This is a genomic window from Streptomyces sp. NPDC048659, assembly GCF_040650575.1.
In the GTDB taxonomy this organism is placed as follows: domain Bacteria; phylum Actinomycetota; class Actinomycetes; order Streptomycetales; family Streptomycetaceae; genus Streptomyces.
The window spans coordinates 1-14,485 of the sequence record NZ_JBEZHM010000001.1 but is presented as its reverse complement, the minus strand read 5'-3'; the positions used below and the strand labels follow the sequence as shown (position 1 = coordinate 14,485).

At 73.6% G+C, this 14,485-nt stretch carries 15 protein-coding genes; 7 read left to right on the top strand and 8 right to left on the bottom strand.

Annotated features, from left to right (window positions below; all coding sequences use genetic code 11):
* Positions 1-71: 71 nt before the first annotated feature.
* Genes AB0C99_RS00075 through pdhA form a run of 3 tightly spaced genes read right to left on the bottom strand, consistent with a single transcriptional unit; the run spans position 72 to position 3,672 of the window.
* On the bottom strand, positions 72-1,481 hold the full coding sequence (locus AB0C99_RS00075) for a dihydrolipoamide acetyltransferase family protein (RefSeq protein WP_362467565.1): 1,410 nt from the start codon (positions 1,479-1,481) through the stop codon (positions 72-74).
* Positions 1,481-2,512: an alpha-ketoacid dehydrogenase subunit beta gene (locus AB0C99_RS00070; RefSeq protein ID WP_362467563.1), complete on the bottom strand. Its 1,032-nt coding sequence runs from the start codon at positions 2,510-2,512 to the stop codon at positions 1,481-1,483. Before AB0C99_RS00070 ends, AB0C99_RS00075 begins: the two co-directional genes overlap by 1 nt.
* Entirely contained in the window at positions 2,509-3,672 is a 1,164-nt protein-coding gene (gene pdhA, locus AB0C99_RS00065; protein WP_362467561.1) for a pyruvate dehydrogenase (acetyl-transferring) E1 component subunit alpha, read from the bottom strand. The genes AB0C99_RS00070 and pdhA overlap by 4 nt, the downstream gene beginning before the upstream one ends.
* Before the next feature lie 322 nt (positions 3,673-3,994).
* Between pdhA and AB0C99_RS00060 the strand changes: the two genes are divergently transcribed.
* The gene (locus AB0C99_RS00060) at positions 3,995-4,474 is read left to right on the top strand and encodes an Lrp/AsnC family transcriptional regulator (protein WP_362468082.1); all 480 of its coding nucleotides are present in this window, start codon (positions 3,995-3,997) and stop codon (positions 4,472-4,474) included.
* 92 nt (positions 4,475-4,566) lie between these two features.
* On the opposite strand, the gene AB0C99_RS00055 is transcribed toward AB0C99_RS00060, so the two are convergent.
* Together AB0C99_RS00055 and AB0C99_RS00050 are read right to left on the bottom strand one after the other, a co-directional pair.
* Positions 4,567-5,160, bottom strand: coding sequence for a TetR/AcrR family transcriptional regulator (locus AB0C99_RS00055; RefSeq protein ID WP_362467559.1), 594 nt, complete (start codon positions 5,158-5,160; stop codon positions 4,567-4,569).
* Entirely contained in the window at positions 5,157-6,734 is a 1,578-nt protein-coding gene (locus tag AB0C99_RS00050; RefSeq protein ID WP_362467558.1) for a 3-hydroxyacyl-CoA dehydrogenase, read from the bottom strand. Before AB0C99_RS00050 ends, AB0C99_RS00055 begins: the two co-directional genes overlap by 4 nt.
* Before the next feature lie 121 nt (positions 6,735-6,855).
* Here AB0C99_RS00050 and paaN point away from each other — a divergent pair, with 121 nt between their 5' ends.
* Entirely contained in the window at positions 6,856-8,553 is a 1,698-nt protein-coding gene (paaN, locus tag AB0C99_RS00045; protein ID WP_362467556.1) for a phenylacetic acid degradation protein PaaN, read from the top strand.
* A 103-nt stretch (positions 8,554-8,656) separates the two neighbouring features.
* Here paaN and AB0C99_RS00040 read toward each other — a convergent pair whose 3' ends face one another.
* From AB0C99_RS00040 to AB0C99_RS00030, 3 genes are read right to left on the bottom strand one after another with little or no spacing between them, the layout of a single operon-like run.
* On the bottom strand, positions 8,657-9,316 hold the full coding sequence (locus tag AB0C99_RS00040) for a TrmH family RNA methyltransferase (RefSeq protein WP_362467554.1): 660 nt from the start codon (positions 9,314-9,316) through the stop codon (positions 8,657-8,659).
* Positions 9,313-10,536, bottom strand: coding sequence for an HTTM domain-containing protein (locus AB0C99_RS00035; RefSeq protein ID WP_362467552.1), 1,224 nt, complete (start codon positions 10,534-10,536; stop codon positions 9,313-9,315). Before AB0C99_RS00035 ends, AB0C99_RS00040 begins: the two co-directional genes overlap by 4 nt.
* A complete protein-coding gene (locus AB0C99_RS00030; protein WP_362467550.1) occupies positions 10,533-11,348 on the bottom strand; it encodes a DUF5819 family protein in 816 nt (271 codons plus the stop codon). Before AB0C99_RS00030 ends, AB0C99_RS00035 begins: the two co-directional genes overlap by 4 nt.
* A 112-nt stretch (positions 11,349-11,460) precedes the next feature.
* Here AB0C99_RS00030 and paaA point away from each other — a divergent pair, with 112 nt between their 5' ends.
* The 5 genes from paaA to AB0C99_RS00005 all read left to right on the top strand — a co-directional run.
* Positions 11,461-12,483 carry a 1,2-phenylacetyl-CoA epoxidase subunit PaaA gene (gene paaA, locus AB0C99_RS00025; protein ID WP_362467549.1) on the top strand — a complete coding sequence of 341 codons (1,023 nt, stop codon included), beginning with the start codon at positions 11,461-11,463 and terminating at the stop codon, positions 12,481-12,483.
* Positions 12,480-12,767 (top strand): 1,2-phenylacetyl-CoA epoxidase subunit PaaB, encoded by a 288-nt coding sequence (paaB, locus tag AB0C99_RS00020; protein ID WP_362467547.1) that lies wholly within the window; start codon positions 12,480-12,482, stop codon positions 12,765-12,767. Before paaA ends, paaB begins: the two co-directional genes overlap by 4 nt.
* A complete protein-coding gene (gene paaC / locus AB0C99_RS00015) occupies positions 12,764-13,552 on the top strand; it encodes a 1,2-phenylacetyl-CoA epoxidase subunit PaaC (RefSeq protein ID WP_362467545.1) in 789 nt (262 codons plus the stop codon). Before paaB ends, paaC begins: the two co-directional genes overlap by 4 nt.
* A complete protein-coding gene (gene paaD / locus AB0C99_RS00010) occupies positions 13,546-14,049 on the top strand; it encodes a 1,2-phenylacetyl-CoA epoxidase subunit PaaD (protein WP_362467543.1) in 504 nt (167 codons plus the stop codon). The genes paaC and paaD overlap by 7 nt, the downstream gene beginning before the upstream one ends.
* Positions 14,050-14,485: FAD-binding oxidoreductase (locus tag AB0C99_RS00005; protein ID WP_362467541.1), on the top strand; the 436-nt coding region annotated here is incomplete at its 3' end.

The window sequence follows — 14,485 nt, the reverse complement described above, 5'->3', positions numbered from 1 at the left end:
GTCCCGGACGGAACCGCCGGGAACCGGCGGGGCCCCGTGCCCCGGTCGGCGTCCGCCCCGGCGGAGTCGTGTCACAGCGTGCGCAGCAGCACCGCCGGATTCTCGACGCAGTCCGCGACGTACCGGAGGAAGCCGCCCGCCGTCCCGCCGTCGCAGACGCGGTGGTCGAAGGTGAGCGACAGCTGCACCACCCGGCGTACCGCCAGCTCCCCCTGGTGCACCCACGGCTTGGGGACGATCCGCCCCACGCCGAGCATGGCCGCCTCGGGGTGGTTGATGATCGGCGTGGAGCCGTCGACGCCGAACACCCCGTAGTTGTTCAGGGTGAACGTGCCCCCGGTGAGGTCCGCCGGTGTGAGCGTCCCCTGCCGGGCCGACTCCGTGAGGCGGGCGAACTCGGCGGTCAGCGACTCGGCGGTGCGCCCGCCGGCGTCCTTGACGACGGGGACGACCAGGCCCCGCTCGGTCTGGGCCGCGAAGCCCAGGTGGACCGAAGGCAGCCGGACGATCTCCCGCGCGGCCGTGTCCACGGTGGAGTTGAGCTCGGGGAAGCGGGCCAGGGCGTGCGCACAGATCCGGGCGAGCAGCGCGAGCACGGAGATCTTCGGCCCGCCCGCCGCGTTCATGGCCGCGCGGGCCGCCATGAGTTCGGTGGCGTCGGCGTCGACCCAGCAGGTCGCGTCGGGGATCTCCGTACGGCTGCGGGACAGCTTGTCGGCGACGGCACCGCGCACCCCGCGCAGCGGAATCCGCTCACCGGCGGCGGCGACGGCCCCGCTCGCGGCCGGGACAGCCGGGGCGACCGGGGCGGCGACGGGCGCCGGTGCGGGCCTGGTCCGGACGGCGAGGGCGTTCTGGACGTCCGCGCGCAGGATCAGCCCTTCGGGGCCGGACCCGCGCACCTCCCGCAGGTCGAGCCCCTCGTCGCGGGCCAGCTTCCGCACCAGCGGCGAGATGACGGGCACGGGCCCCCGGGGCACGGCGGCCACGGGCGCGGGCGCGGCCACCGGCACCGGCACCGGTGCGACGGCCGCGACGGCGGGCGCCTCCCGGCGGACCCGGCGGCGACGGGCGGCGGGCCCGGCGGTGCCGTACCCGACGAGCACGTTGCCGGAGTACTCAGAAGACACGGCAGAAACCGCAGACACCGCAGACACCGCAGACTCGGCGGCCCCGGCAGCCCCGGCCGAGGCGGCATCCCCCAGGGTCCCGCCGGAGGCACTCCCCCCGTCCGCCCCGCCCACGGCGACCGTCAGCAGCGGCGACCCGACGGGCAGTTCGGTGCCCTCCTCGCCGAAGCGGGCGGTGACCACGCCCCCGTACGGGCAGGGCACCTCCACCATCGCCTTGGCGGTCTCGACCTCGACGACGGGCTGGTCGATGGCGACGACGTCGCCGACGTCCACCAGCCAGCGCACGATCTCGGCCTCGGTGAGCCCCTCGCCGAGGTCGGGCAGCTTGAATTCGAGCACCTGGGCCATCAGCTCCCCGCCTCCCACTGGAGCCGGGCGACGGCGTCCAGGACCCGGTCGACACCGGGCAGGTGGTGCCGCTCCAGCATCGGCGGCGGGTAGGGGATGTCGAAGCCCGCGACGCGCAGGACCGGCGCCTCCAGGTGGTGGAAGCAGCGCTCGGTGACCCGCGCGGCGATCTCGCCGCCCGGCCCGCCGAAGCCGGCCGACTCGTGGACGACGACCGCGCGGCCGGTGCGCCGCACGGACGCGCACACCGTCTCGTCGTCGAAGGGGACGAGCGAGCGCAGGTCGACGACCTCCAGGTCCCAGCCCTCGGCCTGCGCGGCCTCGGCGGCCTCCAGGCAGACCGGCAGGGAGGGACCGTAGGTGATCAGGGTGGCGCCGGTGCCGCGGCGGCGGACCACCGCCTTGCCGATCGGCTCCACCGCGGCGGGCGCCTCGGGGGACCAGTCGGACTTCGACCAGTAGAGCCGCTTGGGCTCCAGGAAGACGACCGGGTCGTCGGAGGCGATGGCCGCGCGGAGCAGCCCGTAGGCGTCCTCGACGGTCGCCGGGGTGACGACGTGGAGGCCGGGGGTGGCCATGTAGTACGCCTCGGAGGAGTCGCTGTGGTGCTCGACGCCGCCGATCCCGCCGCCGTACGGCACGCGGACGACGATCGGCATCGGCATCGCGCCCCGGGTGCGGTTGCGCATCCGCGAGACATGGCTGATGAGCTGCTCGAACGCCGGGTAGGCGAACGCGTCGAACTGCATCTCCACGACCGGCCGCAGCCCGTACATCGCCATGCCGACGGCCGCGCCGAGGATGCCCGCCTCGGCCAGCGGCGTGTCGGTGCAGCGGTCCTCGCCGAACTCCTTGGCGAGCCCGTCGGTGACGCGGAAGACGCCGCCGAGGGTGCCGACGTCCTCGCCCATCACGTGGACGGTCGGGTCCTCGGCCATCGCGTCGCGCATGGCCCGCTGGAGGGCCTGCGCCATGGTGGCCGGCTTGGCCTGCGCCTTGGCGGCGGGCCGCGCGGTCGCGTGGGTGGTCATCCCGCCTCGCTCTCGGCGTCGAGCTCGGCCCGCAGCTGCTCCGCCTGCTCGCGCAGCTGCGCGGTCTTCTCGGCGTACACGTGGGCGAACAGGTCCATCGGGTCCAGCACGGGGTCGGCGTTCATGCGCTCGCGCAGCGCCGCCGCCATCGTCTCGGCGGCCTCGGCCGCCGCCCGCCGGCCGTCCTCGTCGAGGAGTCCGCGCGCGGTCAGCTCCCGCTCCAGGAGGAGGATCGGGTCGTGCGCCCGCCAGGTCTCGACCTCGCTGTCGCCGCGGTAGCGGGTGGCGTCGTCGGCGTTGGTGTGGGCGTCGATGCGGTAGGTGACGGCCTCGACGAGGGTGGGCCCGCCGCCGCGCCGCGCGCGGGTCACGGCCTCGGTGAGCACCTGGTGGACGGCGACGGCGTCGTTGCCGTCGACGAGCCGGCCGGGCATGCCGTAGCCGACGGCCTTGTGGGCGAGGGACGGCGCCGCGGTCTGCTTGGCGAGCGGCACGGAGATCGCGAAGCCGTTGTTCTGCACGAGGAAGACCACGGGGGCCTGCCACACGGCCGCGAAGTTCAGCGCCTCGTGGAAGTCGCCCTCGCTGGTCCCGCCGTCGCCGACCATGGCGAGGGCGACCACGTCGTCGCCCTTGAGGCGCGCGGCGTGGGCGAGGCCCACCGCGTGGGGGAGCTGGGTGGCGAGCGGGGTGCTGAGCGGCGCTATGCGGTGCTCGCGCGGGTCGTAGCCGGTGTGCCAGTCGCCGCGCAGCAGGGTCAGCGCCTGGACGGGGTCGAGTCCGCGGGCGACCGCGGCGAGCGTGTCGCGGTACGAGGGGAAGAGCCAGTCCCGCTCCTCCAGCGCGAGCGCGGCGGCCACCTCGCTGGCCTCCTGGCCCGTCGTGGAGGGGTACACGGCGAGGCGGCCCTGCTTGGTGAGGGCGGTCGCCTGCGCGTTGTACCGGCGGCCGCGGACGAGCTCCGCGTAGAGGCGGCGCAGCAGCTCCGGGTCGGCGTCGGCCACGGCGTCGGTGCCGAGCACGCGCAGCGGCTCGGCGTCCGGCAGCAGCGGGGCGGGGTCCGTGCGGGGCTGCCAGGCCGGCGGCGGGGTGGGCCGGTAGGCGAGCGCGGCACCGGGGGGCTCTTGGACTGTCGAACTGCGCTGTTGCAACGAGTCCACCTCCTCGTGGGAGCGGGCATAAGACCCGAAGGCGGGTGGCGCGGAATGTGGCGCGCCTCACCTACCGATTGTTCGGTCGTGGAGGCATTTTGGCTACAGGCACCTTCAGCCTGTGGACAAACGGTTCTCCACAGCTTGGGATGGGTGCAGGTCGTCCACAGGAGAGAGGCGGGGGGACATGGCGGATGAACAAATGGCCGACGTCGGGGAGCGCACCATCGACGAGCTCCTGAACGCGCCCCCCGGAGCCGCCCCCTCGGCGGGCACTCCGGCGGGCCCGGCGGGAGCCTTCCCGAGCCCCGCCGGTCCTGTCGGTGCAGCCATGGTCTCCCCGATACCGCCGCCGCGCCCGCTGGACGCGATCGACCGGGACATCCTGCGCCTGCTCCAGGCGGACGGGCGCGCCTCGGTCCGCTCGGTCGCCGAGCGCGTCCACGTCTCCCGCGCCAACGCGTACGCGCGGATCAACCGGCTCATCGACGACGGGGTGATCCGGGGCTTCAGCGCCCGCGTCAACCACGAGCGGGCGGGGCACGGCGCCTCCGCCTACATCACGCTCAAGATCGTCCAGAACTCGTGGCGCACCGTCCGCGAACAGCTCCAGGCCCTCCCCGGAGCCGCGCACATCGCCCTGGTCAGCGGCGACTTCGACGTCCTGCTGCTGGTGCACACCCCGGACAACCGCACCCTGCGGGAGCTGGTGCTCACCCGGCTCCAGTCCATCCCGGAGGTGCTCTCCACCCGCACCCTGCTGGTCTTCGAGGAGACCGACCTCGACCCGGACCCGGACCACCGCGCCTGACGGGCCCACCAGGGCCCACCCAGGGCCTACCCAAGGCCCACCAAGGCCCGCCAGAGGGCCCGCCAGGGCCGCCAGGGGGCCGGAGGGACGCCTCAGCGGGCCGTCCGCAGCCCCCCGAAGGCCATCCGCACCACGGTCTCCGCGAGATGCTCCCCCTCCGCCGGGGCGTCGGCGTGCGGCCGGTACCACTCCACCAGCGAGTTGATCATGCCGAAGAGCAGCCGGGTCGCCAGCCGGATGTCCAGGTCCGCCCGCAGGTCGCCGTCGGCCGCCGCGGCCTTCAGGAGCTCGGCCACCCGGTGGTCGAACTCCCGGCGCCGCTCCATCGCCCACCGCTCGGTCGAGGTGTTGCCCCGCACCCGCAGCAGCAGCGTCACGTACGGGAGCTCCGCGATCAGCACCTCCACCGTGCGCCGGGTCACGTACTCGACCCGCTCCACGGCCCGGCCCCGACCCGCGCCCGGCTCGTCGAGGACCGCGAAGAGCCCGTCGAGCGCCCGGCTGACCGCGCGCCGCAGCAGCTCCTCCTTGCCCGCCACATGGTGGTAGATCGAGGACTTCGAGATCCCGGCCGCCTTGGACAGGTGCTCCATGGACGTGCCGTCGTAGCCACGCTCGTTGAAGACCCGCACGGCGACCGAGAGCAGCGTGTCGGGGGTGTACGTATCGCGTCGCGCGGTGGTCATCGGTTCTCCTCCGCTTCTGCGGCCTGTTCGTCAAAACCGCGCCGCGCGAGGGCGAGCGACGGCGCGTAGCGACCGGTGGGGTAGCGGCCGTGGAGCTCGCCGAGCAGCGCGGCGAGCCGCCGGTGGCCCACCCGGGCCGCCCACTCCAGGGGCCCGGCCGGGTAGTTGACGCCGAGCCGCATCGCGGTGTCGATGTCCTCGGCGGAGGCGACGCCCCGGTCGACGGCGTCGGCGGCGAGGTCGGCCAGCAGGGCGACCGTACGGGCGACGATCATGCCCGGCACGTCGCCGATCACGGAGACCTTCTTGCCGAGCGCCTGGAAGAGCCCGACGGCCTCCTCCAGGGTCTCCGGAGAGGTCCGCGCGCCGGCCGACAGCACGATCCGGCCCGCCGCGGCGTAGTCGAGGGCGAGGTCGAAGCGGACGGTGTCCTCGCCCGGGTGCTCGAACGCGGCCTTCCCGTCCGCGAGCGCGAGCCGCCCGCCGCCGGGCAGGACGATGCGGCCGTCGGCGGCGCCGCCCTCGCGCCGGACCTCGATCCCGGCCCCCTCGAAGAGCTCCGCGAGCACCCGCGCGGGCCCCAGGTCGCCCTGGACGGTGACGGTCCCGGGCGCCTTCGCCGGCGCCGCGGTGTGCGGCTCGGGACGCGCGGCGTCGTCCCCGTACGGGAACCAGCCGTGCCCCGACTTGCGGCCGAGCCGCCCCGACTCGACCAGCCGCCGCTGCGCGAGCGACGGGGTGAACTTGGGGTCCTGGAAGAAGGACTCCCAGACGGACCGGGTCACGGCCTCGTTGACGTCCTGGCCGATGAGGTCGGTCAGCTCGAAGGGCCCCATCCGGAAGCCGCCGGACTCGCGCAGCGCCGCGTCGATGGTGGCGGGGTCGGCCGCGCCCTCCTCAAGGACGCGCAGCGCCTCCGCGTAGAAGGGGCGCGCGATCCGGTTCACGATGAAGCCGGGGGTGTCGGCGCAGCGCACCGGCGTCTTGCCCCAACGCTTCGCCGTCTCGTACGCGCGCGTGGCGGCGGCCGGGTCGGTGGCGGCGCCGCTGACGATCTCGACGAGCGGCAGCAGCGGGGCGGGGTTGAAGAAGTGCATCCCGACGAAACGCCCGGGCAGCCGCAGGGCGCCCGCGATGGCGGTGACGGAGAGGGAGGAGGTGTTGGTGGCGAGCACGGTGTCCGCGCCGACGATCCCCTCCAACTCGGCGAAGAGGCCCTGCTTGACCTCCAGGCGCTCGACGATCGCCTCGACGACCAGGGCGGCGTCGGCCAGCCCCGCGAGCGCGTCCGCCGCGCGCAGGCGGGCGACGGCCGCGTCCCGTTCTCCCGCGTCGAGCCGGCCCTTCGCCACCAGCCGGTCCAGGCGCCCGGCGACGGCCGCCACGGCCTCTCCGGCGCGGCCGGGGACGCTGTCGTACAGGCGGACGGGATGGCCCGCGAGGAGGGCGACCTGGGCGATGCCCTGGCCCATGGTGCCCGTTCCGACGACGGCGACGGCACGGCCGGGACCGACGGGCCCGGATCCGTCGCCCGACTCCGCGTCGCTCCCCCGGACGGTCGTGTTGGCGGTCATAGGAGTGATCCTCCCCGATGGGTTTTCCACAGGATCGACGGACCCCCTTGTCCCGACCGATCGTTCGGTTACTCTAACTCCGTATGCCTGCCCCTGCCCAGCTCATTGAGGAGTTGCGCCCATGGCCGCCGCTCAGCTGACCACCGACCGTCTGGCCGACAAGCACCGGTCCACCCTCGATCAGGCCCTCGCCACCATCCGCACGCGCGCGTACTGGTCCCCCTACCCGGAGCACCCCAAGGCGTACGGGGAGGACGGCTCGCTCGACGCGGCCGCCGGGCTCGACGCCTACAAGGCCCTGCTGGACACCCGCTTCGAGCTCGACCAGCCCGGCACCGACGACTGGACCGGCGCGGAGGTCTCGCCCTACGGCCCGGCCCTCGGCATCACGTACCCGCACGCGGACATCGACGTCCTGCTGCCCGCGATGCGCGCCGGCATGAGCGCCTGGCGCGACGCGGGCCCCGAGACCCGCGCCCTGGTCTGCCTGGAGATCCTGGCCCGGATCTCCGCCCGCACCCACGAGTTCGCGCACGCCGTCATGCACACCAGCGGCCAGGCGTTCATGATGGCGTTCCAGGCCGGCGGCCCGCACGCCCAGGACCGCGGCCTGGAGGCCGTGGCGTACGCGTACGAGGAGCAGACCCGCACCCCCGCGGGCCGCGCCGACTGGTCGAAGCCGCAGGGCAAGCGCGACCCCCTGGAGCTGTCCAAGGAGTTCACCCCGGTCGCCCGGGGCATCGCGCTCATGATCGGCTGCAACACCTTCCCGACGTGGAACGGCTATCCGGGCCTGTTCGCCTCCCTGGCCACGGGCAACCCGGTCCTGGTCAAGCCGCACCCCCGCGCGGTCCTCCCGCTGGCCCTCACGGTCCGGGTCGCCCGCGAGGTGCTCGCCGAGGCCGGCTTCGACCCGAACCTGGTGGCGCTCGCCGCCGAGCGCCCCGGCGAGGGCATCGCGAAGACGCTCGCCGTCCGCCCGGAGATCCGCGTCATCGACTACACCGGCTCGACCGCCTTCGGCGACTGGCTGGAGGCCAACGCCCGCCAGGCGCAGGTCTACACGGAGAAGGCCGGCGTCAACACGGTGGTCGTCGACTCCACCGACGACTACAAGGGGATGCTGTCCAACCTGGCGTTCTCGCTGTCCCTGTACAGCGGCCAGATGTGCACCACCCCGCAGAACCTGCTGATCCCCCGCGAGGGCGTCGCCACCGACCAGGGCCCGAAGTCGTACGACGAGGTCGTCGCCGACCTCGCGGGCGCGGTCGGCGGCCTGCTCGGCGACGACGCGCGGGCGAACGCGCTGCTCGGCGCCCTGGTCAACCCGGACGTGAAGGCGCGCCTGGAGGCCGCCGCGGGCCTGGGCGAGGTCGCGCTGGCCTCGCGCGAGGTGGCGAACCCGGACTTCCCCGACGCCGTCGTGCGCACCCCCGTCATCGTGAAGCTGGACGGCTCCAAGCCGGACGCGGAGGCGGCGTACTTCTCCGAGTGCTTCGGCCCGGTCTCCTTCGCCGTCTCGGTCGACTCGACCGCCGACGCGCTGGAGCTGCTGCGGCGCACGGTCCGCGAGAAGGGCGCGATGACGGTCGGCGCGTACACGACCTCGGCCGAGACCGAGCGGGCCGTCGAGGAGGTCTGCCTGGAGGAGTCGGCGCAGCTCTCGCTGAACCTGACGGGCGGCGTCTACGTGAACCAGACGGCGGCGTTCTCCGACTTCCATGGCTCCGGCGGCAACCCGGCGGCGAACGCGGCGCTGTGCGACGGCGCCTTCGTCGCCAACCGCTTCCGCGTGGTGGAGGTCCGCCGCCAGGCGTGACCGCCCGGTCGAGCGGGCCAGGCCGGACCGCCCGGCCCGCTCGACCGCCTCAGTCGCCTCAGTCGCCTCAGTCGCCTCAGTCGCCTCAGTCGCCTCAGTCGCCTCAGTCGATGACCGCGTACCGCTGCACCCACGCGTGCATGGCGACCGCGGCCGCCGCGCCCGCGTTGATGGAGCGGGTGGAGCCGAACTGGGCGATCGAGCAGACCATCGCCGCGTGCTTCCGGGCCTCCTCGGTGAGGCCCGGACCCTCCTGGCCGAAGAGCAGCACGCAGCGGCGCGGCAGCACGGTCCGCTCCAGCGGCACCGAGCCCGGCAGGTTGTCGATGCCGATGATCGGCAGGTCCTCGGCCGCCGCCCACGCGGTCAGCGACTCGGTGTCCGGGTGGTGCCGCACGTGCTGGTAGCGGTCGGTGACCATGGCGCCGCGCCGGTTCCAGCGCCGCCGCCCCACGATGTGGATCTCCTTGGCGAGGAACGCGTTGGCGGTCCGCACCACGGACCCGATGTTGAAGTCGTGGCCCCAGTTCTCCACGGCCACGTGGAAGTCGTGGCGGCGGGTGTCGAGGTCCTCGACGATCGCCTCCCGCGTCCAGTAGCGGTAGCGGTCGACGACGTTGCGCCGGTCGCCGCCGGCCAGCAGCTCGGGGTCGTAGCGCTCGTCCTCCGGCCAGGGCTCCGGGTGCGGCCCGACGCCGACCTCGGGGGCGAAGCCCTCGTCGTACTGGACCGGCTCGTTCTGCTGTTCCTCGGTGCTGCTCACCCGACGAGGGTACGGGGAGGCGGCACGGGCACCGGCTCCGCGGACGGCCGCCCCCTCCGCAGCAGCCGGTCCCGGCCGCGCGCCGCCCGCGCGCCCAGCCACAGCAGGAACGCCGTCGGCAGGAAGACCGCGTCGGCGGAGATCATCGCGAGCGAGAAGAAGGGCAGCCCCAGCAGGAGGGCGATGCCCGCGTGCTCCAGCATCATCACCGCGAGCAGGACGTTCTTGACCTTGCGGTGGAAGAGCGTGAAGGGGAAGGCGACCTGGACGATCACCGTGCCGTACGTCAGCAGCAGCACCATCAGGCCGCTGGAGCCCAGCAGGTCGGAGAGGGCGGGCCAGGGGGAGAAGTAGTCGAGCTTGAGCGGGTAGTACAGCGCCGTGCCGTCCTGCCAGCGCGAGCCCTGCACCTTGTACCAGCCGGCCGTGGCGTAGATCAGGCAGACCTCCGCCATGATCACGACGAGGGCGGCGTTGTGGGTGAGGTTGGCGATCACGTCGAGCAGGGTGCGCGGCTCGTCGTCGGCGTAGCGGCACACCAGCCACCACAGCCCCTGCCCCAGCCACAGCACCCACATCAGCACCACGAGCCACCATGTGCCGGTGACGTCGGAGAACCAGGTGGCGGCCATCAGCAGCGCGCCGAGCACCGTCCACAGCAGGGGCCCCACGAGGTCCCGCTCCGGCGTGTCCCCGGCGCCGTCCCGCGCGCGCCGGGCCGCCCGGCGGGCGTCGAGCGACCAGACCCGGCCGCAGCGGGTGAGGACGAGGTAGAGCGCCATGATGTGGACGACGTTGTCGCCGCCGTCGCCCATGAAGATGGACCGGTTCTGCAGGGACAGCACACCGGCCATGAAGACGACGGACACGGCCCGGGTGTGCCAGCCGAGGAGCAGCAGCGCGGAGGAGAGCACCGCGAGCCCGTAGACGACCTCGAACCACAGCCTCCCGTCCGACCACAGCAGGGCGGTGAAGGCGTGGTTGTCGGCGACCAGCCGGCGGCCCATCTCCCAGGACCAGGGGCCGTCGGGCCCGTACAGCTCCAGTCGGTGCGGCCACTCGCGCAGCAGGAACAGCAGCCAGGTCAGGGCGAAGCCGATCCGGACGATCGCCGTCTGGTACGGGCCGAGGGCCTCGGCCGTGACCTTCTGGACGGCCCGGGCGAGCCGCCGGTCGAAGGGGACGCGGGGCTGCGCGGGGGAAGCGGGGGTGCGGCTCATCGGCCCGCCTCCGTACGGTCGGCATCGGTGATCCGCCACCACGGGTAGCTGCGGAAGGACGGCTCGGTGCCGTTCTTCTCGCCGCTCCACGAGGGCGACGGGACGGGGCGGGTCACGGAGCGCAGCTGGATCTTCTCGACGGTGCCGCCGAGCCGCTGCCCGTCGAGGCGCAGCATCACGATCCGCCGCATGTAGCTCTCGGAGAGCTCGCCGCGCATCCCGTTGGGGCGGTGGTCGTCGGTGTGGGTGTTCAGATAGAAGTCCCAGGCCCGGCGCAGCTCGTTCTGCTCGGTGTGGCTCGGCAGCAGGCTGCCGCGGATGGCCGCCGTGTCCTGGGCCGTGAGGTCGATCCAGCCGGTCGTCCGGCGCCCGCCCTCGCCGGCCACCTGGGCGCGTGCCTGGACGCCGATGTTCTGCTGGAGCGGGTTGGGGGCGAAGAGTTTCCAGTTCTGCTCGAACTCGGGGTAGATCCAGTCGTCGACGGCCTCGCCGTGCTGCTTGGTCAGCGTGTTCGACGGGGCGACGTGCAGGAACACCATCGCGAGGTGCACACAGGCGAAGACGCCGAGCACGGCGAGCGCGACGGCGGCGGCCACCTGGTACGGCAGCGACAGCGCCGCGATACCGGCCCCGGGGCGGGGGCCCGCCGGTGCGCCGGGCCCTTGGGCCGCGGGCTCGTCCCCCTGCCCGGCCGCGGGCTCGTCCCCCTGCCCGGCCGCAGGCTCGCCGCCCTGCCCGGCCGGGGGCTCGTCCGTGTGCCCGGCCGGCCCTCCCGGGTCCTCGCGTACGTCCCCGTCGTCGTACGAGTCCATCGCGCCCCGCTCCCGATCGGCCCAAGCACTTATCCACAGAGGTTGACACCATACGGGCCGCCGAACGACCATTGAAGTCATTCAACCGAACGATCGGTCGGTAGGGGGTCCGATGACCGCAGGCACGGCAGAGACGACAGCGACACCGGCGACGGCAGGGGCGGCGACGACGCAGGCCGCCCTCGAAGCGGTGTTCGACGCCGTCGTCGCCGCCGACGAGCGCATCGAGCCCCGCGACTGGATGCCCGACGCCTATCGCGCGGGCCTGGTCCGCCAGATCGCCCAGCACGCCCACTCCGAGATCATCGGAATGCAGCCCGAGGCCAACTGGATCACCCGCGCCCCCTCCCTCCGGCGCAAGGCCATCCTCATGGCCAAGGTCCAGGACGAGGCCGGCCACGGCCTCTACCTGTACAGCGCCGCCGAGACCCTCGGCACCAGCCGCGACGAGCTCCTCGACAAGCTCCACTCCGGCCGCCAGAAGTACTCGTCGATCTTCAACTACCCCACGCTCACCTGGGCCGACGTCGGCGCCATCGGCTGGCTGGTGGACGGCGCCGCCATCACCAACCAGGTCCCCCTCTGCCGCTGCTCCTACGGCCCGTACGCCCGCGCCATGGTCCGCGTCTGCAAGGAGGAGTCCTTCCACCAGCGCCAGGGGTACGAGGCCCTCCTCGCCCTCTCCCGCGGCACCGAGGCCCAGCACGCCATGGCCCAGGACGCGGTGAACCGCTGGTGGTGGCCCTCGCTGATGATGTTCGGCCCGCCGGACGACGAGTCCACCCACTCCGCCCAGGCCATGGCGTGGAAGATCAAGCGCCACTCCAACGACGAACTGCGCCAGCGCTTCGTCGACATCGCCGTCCCGCAGGCCGAATCCCTCGGCCTCACCCTCCCCGACCCCGACCTGAAGTGGAACGAGGAGCGCGGGCACCACGACTTCGGCCCCATCGACTGGGCCGAGTTCTGGGACGTCCTCAAGGGCAACGGCCCGTGCAACGAGCAGCGCCTCGCCACGCGCCGCCAGGCACACGAGGACGGCGCCTGGGTCAGGGACGCCGCGGCGGCCTACGCCGCCAAGCACACCGCGACGCACACCGCACAGCAGCACACGGACGGGGAGGCACGGGCATGACCACCGACGGATGGCCGCTGTGGGAGGTGTTCGTGCGCTCGCGCCGCGGACTGTCCCACACCCACGCCGGCAGCCTCCACGCCCCGGACGCCGAAATGGCCCTGCGCAACGCGCGCGACCTCTACACCCGCCGCAGCGAAGGCGTGTCGATCTGGGTCGTCCCCTCCGCCGACATCACCGCCTCCTCCCCCGACGAGAAGGACCCCTTCTTCGAGCCCTCGGCGGACAAGCCCTACCGGCACCCCACGTTCTACGAGATCCCGGACGGGGTGAAGCACCTGTGAGCACCCGGCCCACCGCACCCGCCGCCACGGCACCGGCCGCCGTCGCCCCCGCCGACCCCGGCACCGACCCCGCCGCCCTCGCCGCCCTCGCCCTCGGCGACGACGCCCTCGTCCTCGCCCAGCGCCTCGGCGAATGGGCGGGCAACGCCCCCGTCCTCGAAGAGGAGGTCGCCCTCGCCAACATCGCGCTCGACCTCCTCGGCCAGGCCCGCATCCTGCTCTCCCTCGTCGGCGACGAGGACGAGCTGGCCTACCTCCGCGAAGAGCGCGCCTTCCGCAACTGCCAGCTCGTCGAACAGCCCAACGGCGACTTCGCCCACACCATCGTCCGCCAGCTCTACTTCTCCACCTACCAGCGCCTCCTCTACGCCGCCCTCGCCACCGGCGACGGCCCCCTCACCGGACTCGCCGCCAAGGCCGTCAAGGAAGTCGCCTACCACCAGGACCACGCCGAGCACTGGACCCTGCGCCTCGGCGACGGCACCGAGGAGAGCCACCGGCGCGCCCAGCACGCCTGCGACGCCCTCTGGCGCTACACGGGCGAGCTGTTCCAGCCCCTCGACGGCCTCGGCCTGGACCCCGCCACCGTCGCCGCCCTGGAGCGCGACTGGCTCGCCTCCGTCACCGCCGTCCTCCAGCGGGCCACCCTCACCGTCCCCACCGGCCCGCGCACCGGAGCCTGGAAGGCCGGAGCCGGCCGCGAGGGCCTGCACACCGAATCCTTCGGCCGGATGCTCGCCGAGATGCAGCACCTGCACCGCAGCCACCCGGGGGCGACATGGTGACCGCCGCCCCCACCGCGCTCGAAGCCGAGCTGGCCCGCGTCGCCGGCGCCGTCCCCGACCCCGAGCTGCCCGTCCTCACCCTCGCCGAACTCGGCGTCGTCCGCGGCGTCCACGTCCTCGGCCCCGGCCGCGTCCAGGTCGAGCTCACCCCCACGTACACCGGCTGCCCGGCGATCGAGGCGATGTCCGCCGACATCGAACACGCCCTCCACACCCACGGAATGCCCGACGTCACCGTCGTCACCGTCCTCAGCCCCGCCTGGTCCACCGACGACATCACCGACGAAGGCCGCCGCAAACTCACCGAGTTCGGCATCGCTCCGCCCCGCCCCCAAGGCCCGGCCGGCGGCCCGATACCCCTCACCCTCGCCATCCGCTGCCCGAACTGCGGCTCCACCGACACCGAACTCCTCAGCCGCTTCTCCTCCACCGCCTGCAAGGCCCTCCGCCGCTGCACGGCCTGCCGCGAACCGTTCGACCACTTCAAGGAGTTGTAGATGCAGTCCTCAAAGACCGGACGGGCCGGTTTCCACCCGCTCCGGGTCAGCGAGGTCGAGCAGCTCACGGACGACTCCGTGGCCGTCACCTTCGCCGTCCCGCCCGAGCTGCGCGAGACCTACCGCCACACCCCCGGCCAGCACCTCGCGCTGCGCCGCACCGGCGCCGACGGCCAGGAGATCCGCCGCACCTACTCCATCTGCGCCCCCGCCGCCCCCGAAGGCGAGACCCCCGTCCTCCGCGTCGGCATCCGCCTCGTCGAAGGCGGCGAATTCTCCACCTACGCCCTCAAGGAGCTCGCCGCCGGCGACACCGTCGAGGTCATGGAGCCCATGGGCCGCTTCGTCCTCGCCCCGCGCCCCGGACACTTCGCCGCCGTCGTCGGCGGCAGCGGCATCACCCCGGTCCTGTCCATGGCCGCCACCCTGCTCGCCC

Bases quoted from the DNA above. Each gene is read 5' to 3' on its own strand.
- AB0C99_RS00075 (WP_362467565.1), bottom strand. From the start codon at position 1,481: ATGGCCCAGGTGCTCGAATTCAAGCTGCCCGACCTCGGCGAGGGGCTC.
- AB0C99_RS00070 (WP_362467563.1), bottom strand. From the start codon at position 2,512: ATGACCACCCACGCGACCGCGCGGCCCGCCGCCAAGGCGCAGGCCAAG.
- AB0C99_RS00060 (WP_362468082.1), top strand. From the start codon at position 3,995: ATGGTCTCCCCGATACCGCCGCCGCGCCCGCTGGACGCGATCGACCGG.
- AB0C99_RS00055 (WP_362467559.1), bottom strand. From the start codon at position 5,160: ATGACCACCGCGCGACGCGATACGTACACCCCCGACACGCTGCTCTCG.
- AB0C99_RS00050 (WP_362467558.1), bottom strand. From the start codon at position 6,734: ATGACCGCCAACACGACCGTCCGGGGGAGCGACGCGGAGTCGGGCGAC.
- paaN (WP_362467556.1), top strand. From the start codon at position 6,856: ATGGCCGCCGCTCAGCTGACCACCGACCGTCTGGCCGACAAGCACCGG.
- AB0C99_RS00035 (WP_362467552.1), bottom strand. From the start codon at position 10,536: ATGAGCCGCACCCCCGCTTCCCCCGCGCAGCCCCGCGTCCCCTTCGAC.
- AB0C99_RS00030 (WP_362467550.1), bottom strand. From the start codon at position 11,348: ATGGACTCGTACGACGACGGGGACGTACGCGAGGACCCGGGAGGGCCG.
- paaA (WP_362467549.1), top strand. From the start codon at position 11,461: ATGACCGCAGGCACGGCAGAGACGACAGCGACACCGGCGACGGCAGGG.
- paaB (WP_362467547.1), top strand. From the start codon at position 12,480: ATGACCACCGACGGATGGCCGCTGTGGGAGGTGTTCGTGCGCTCGCGC.
- paaD (WP_362467543.1), top strand. From the start codon at position 13,546: ATGGTGACCGCCGCCCCCACCGCGCTCGAAGCCGAGCTGGCCCGCGTC.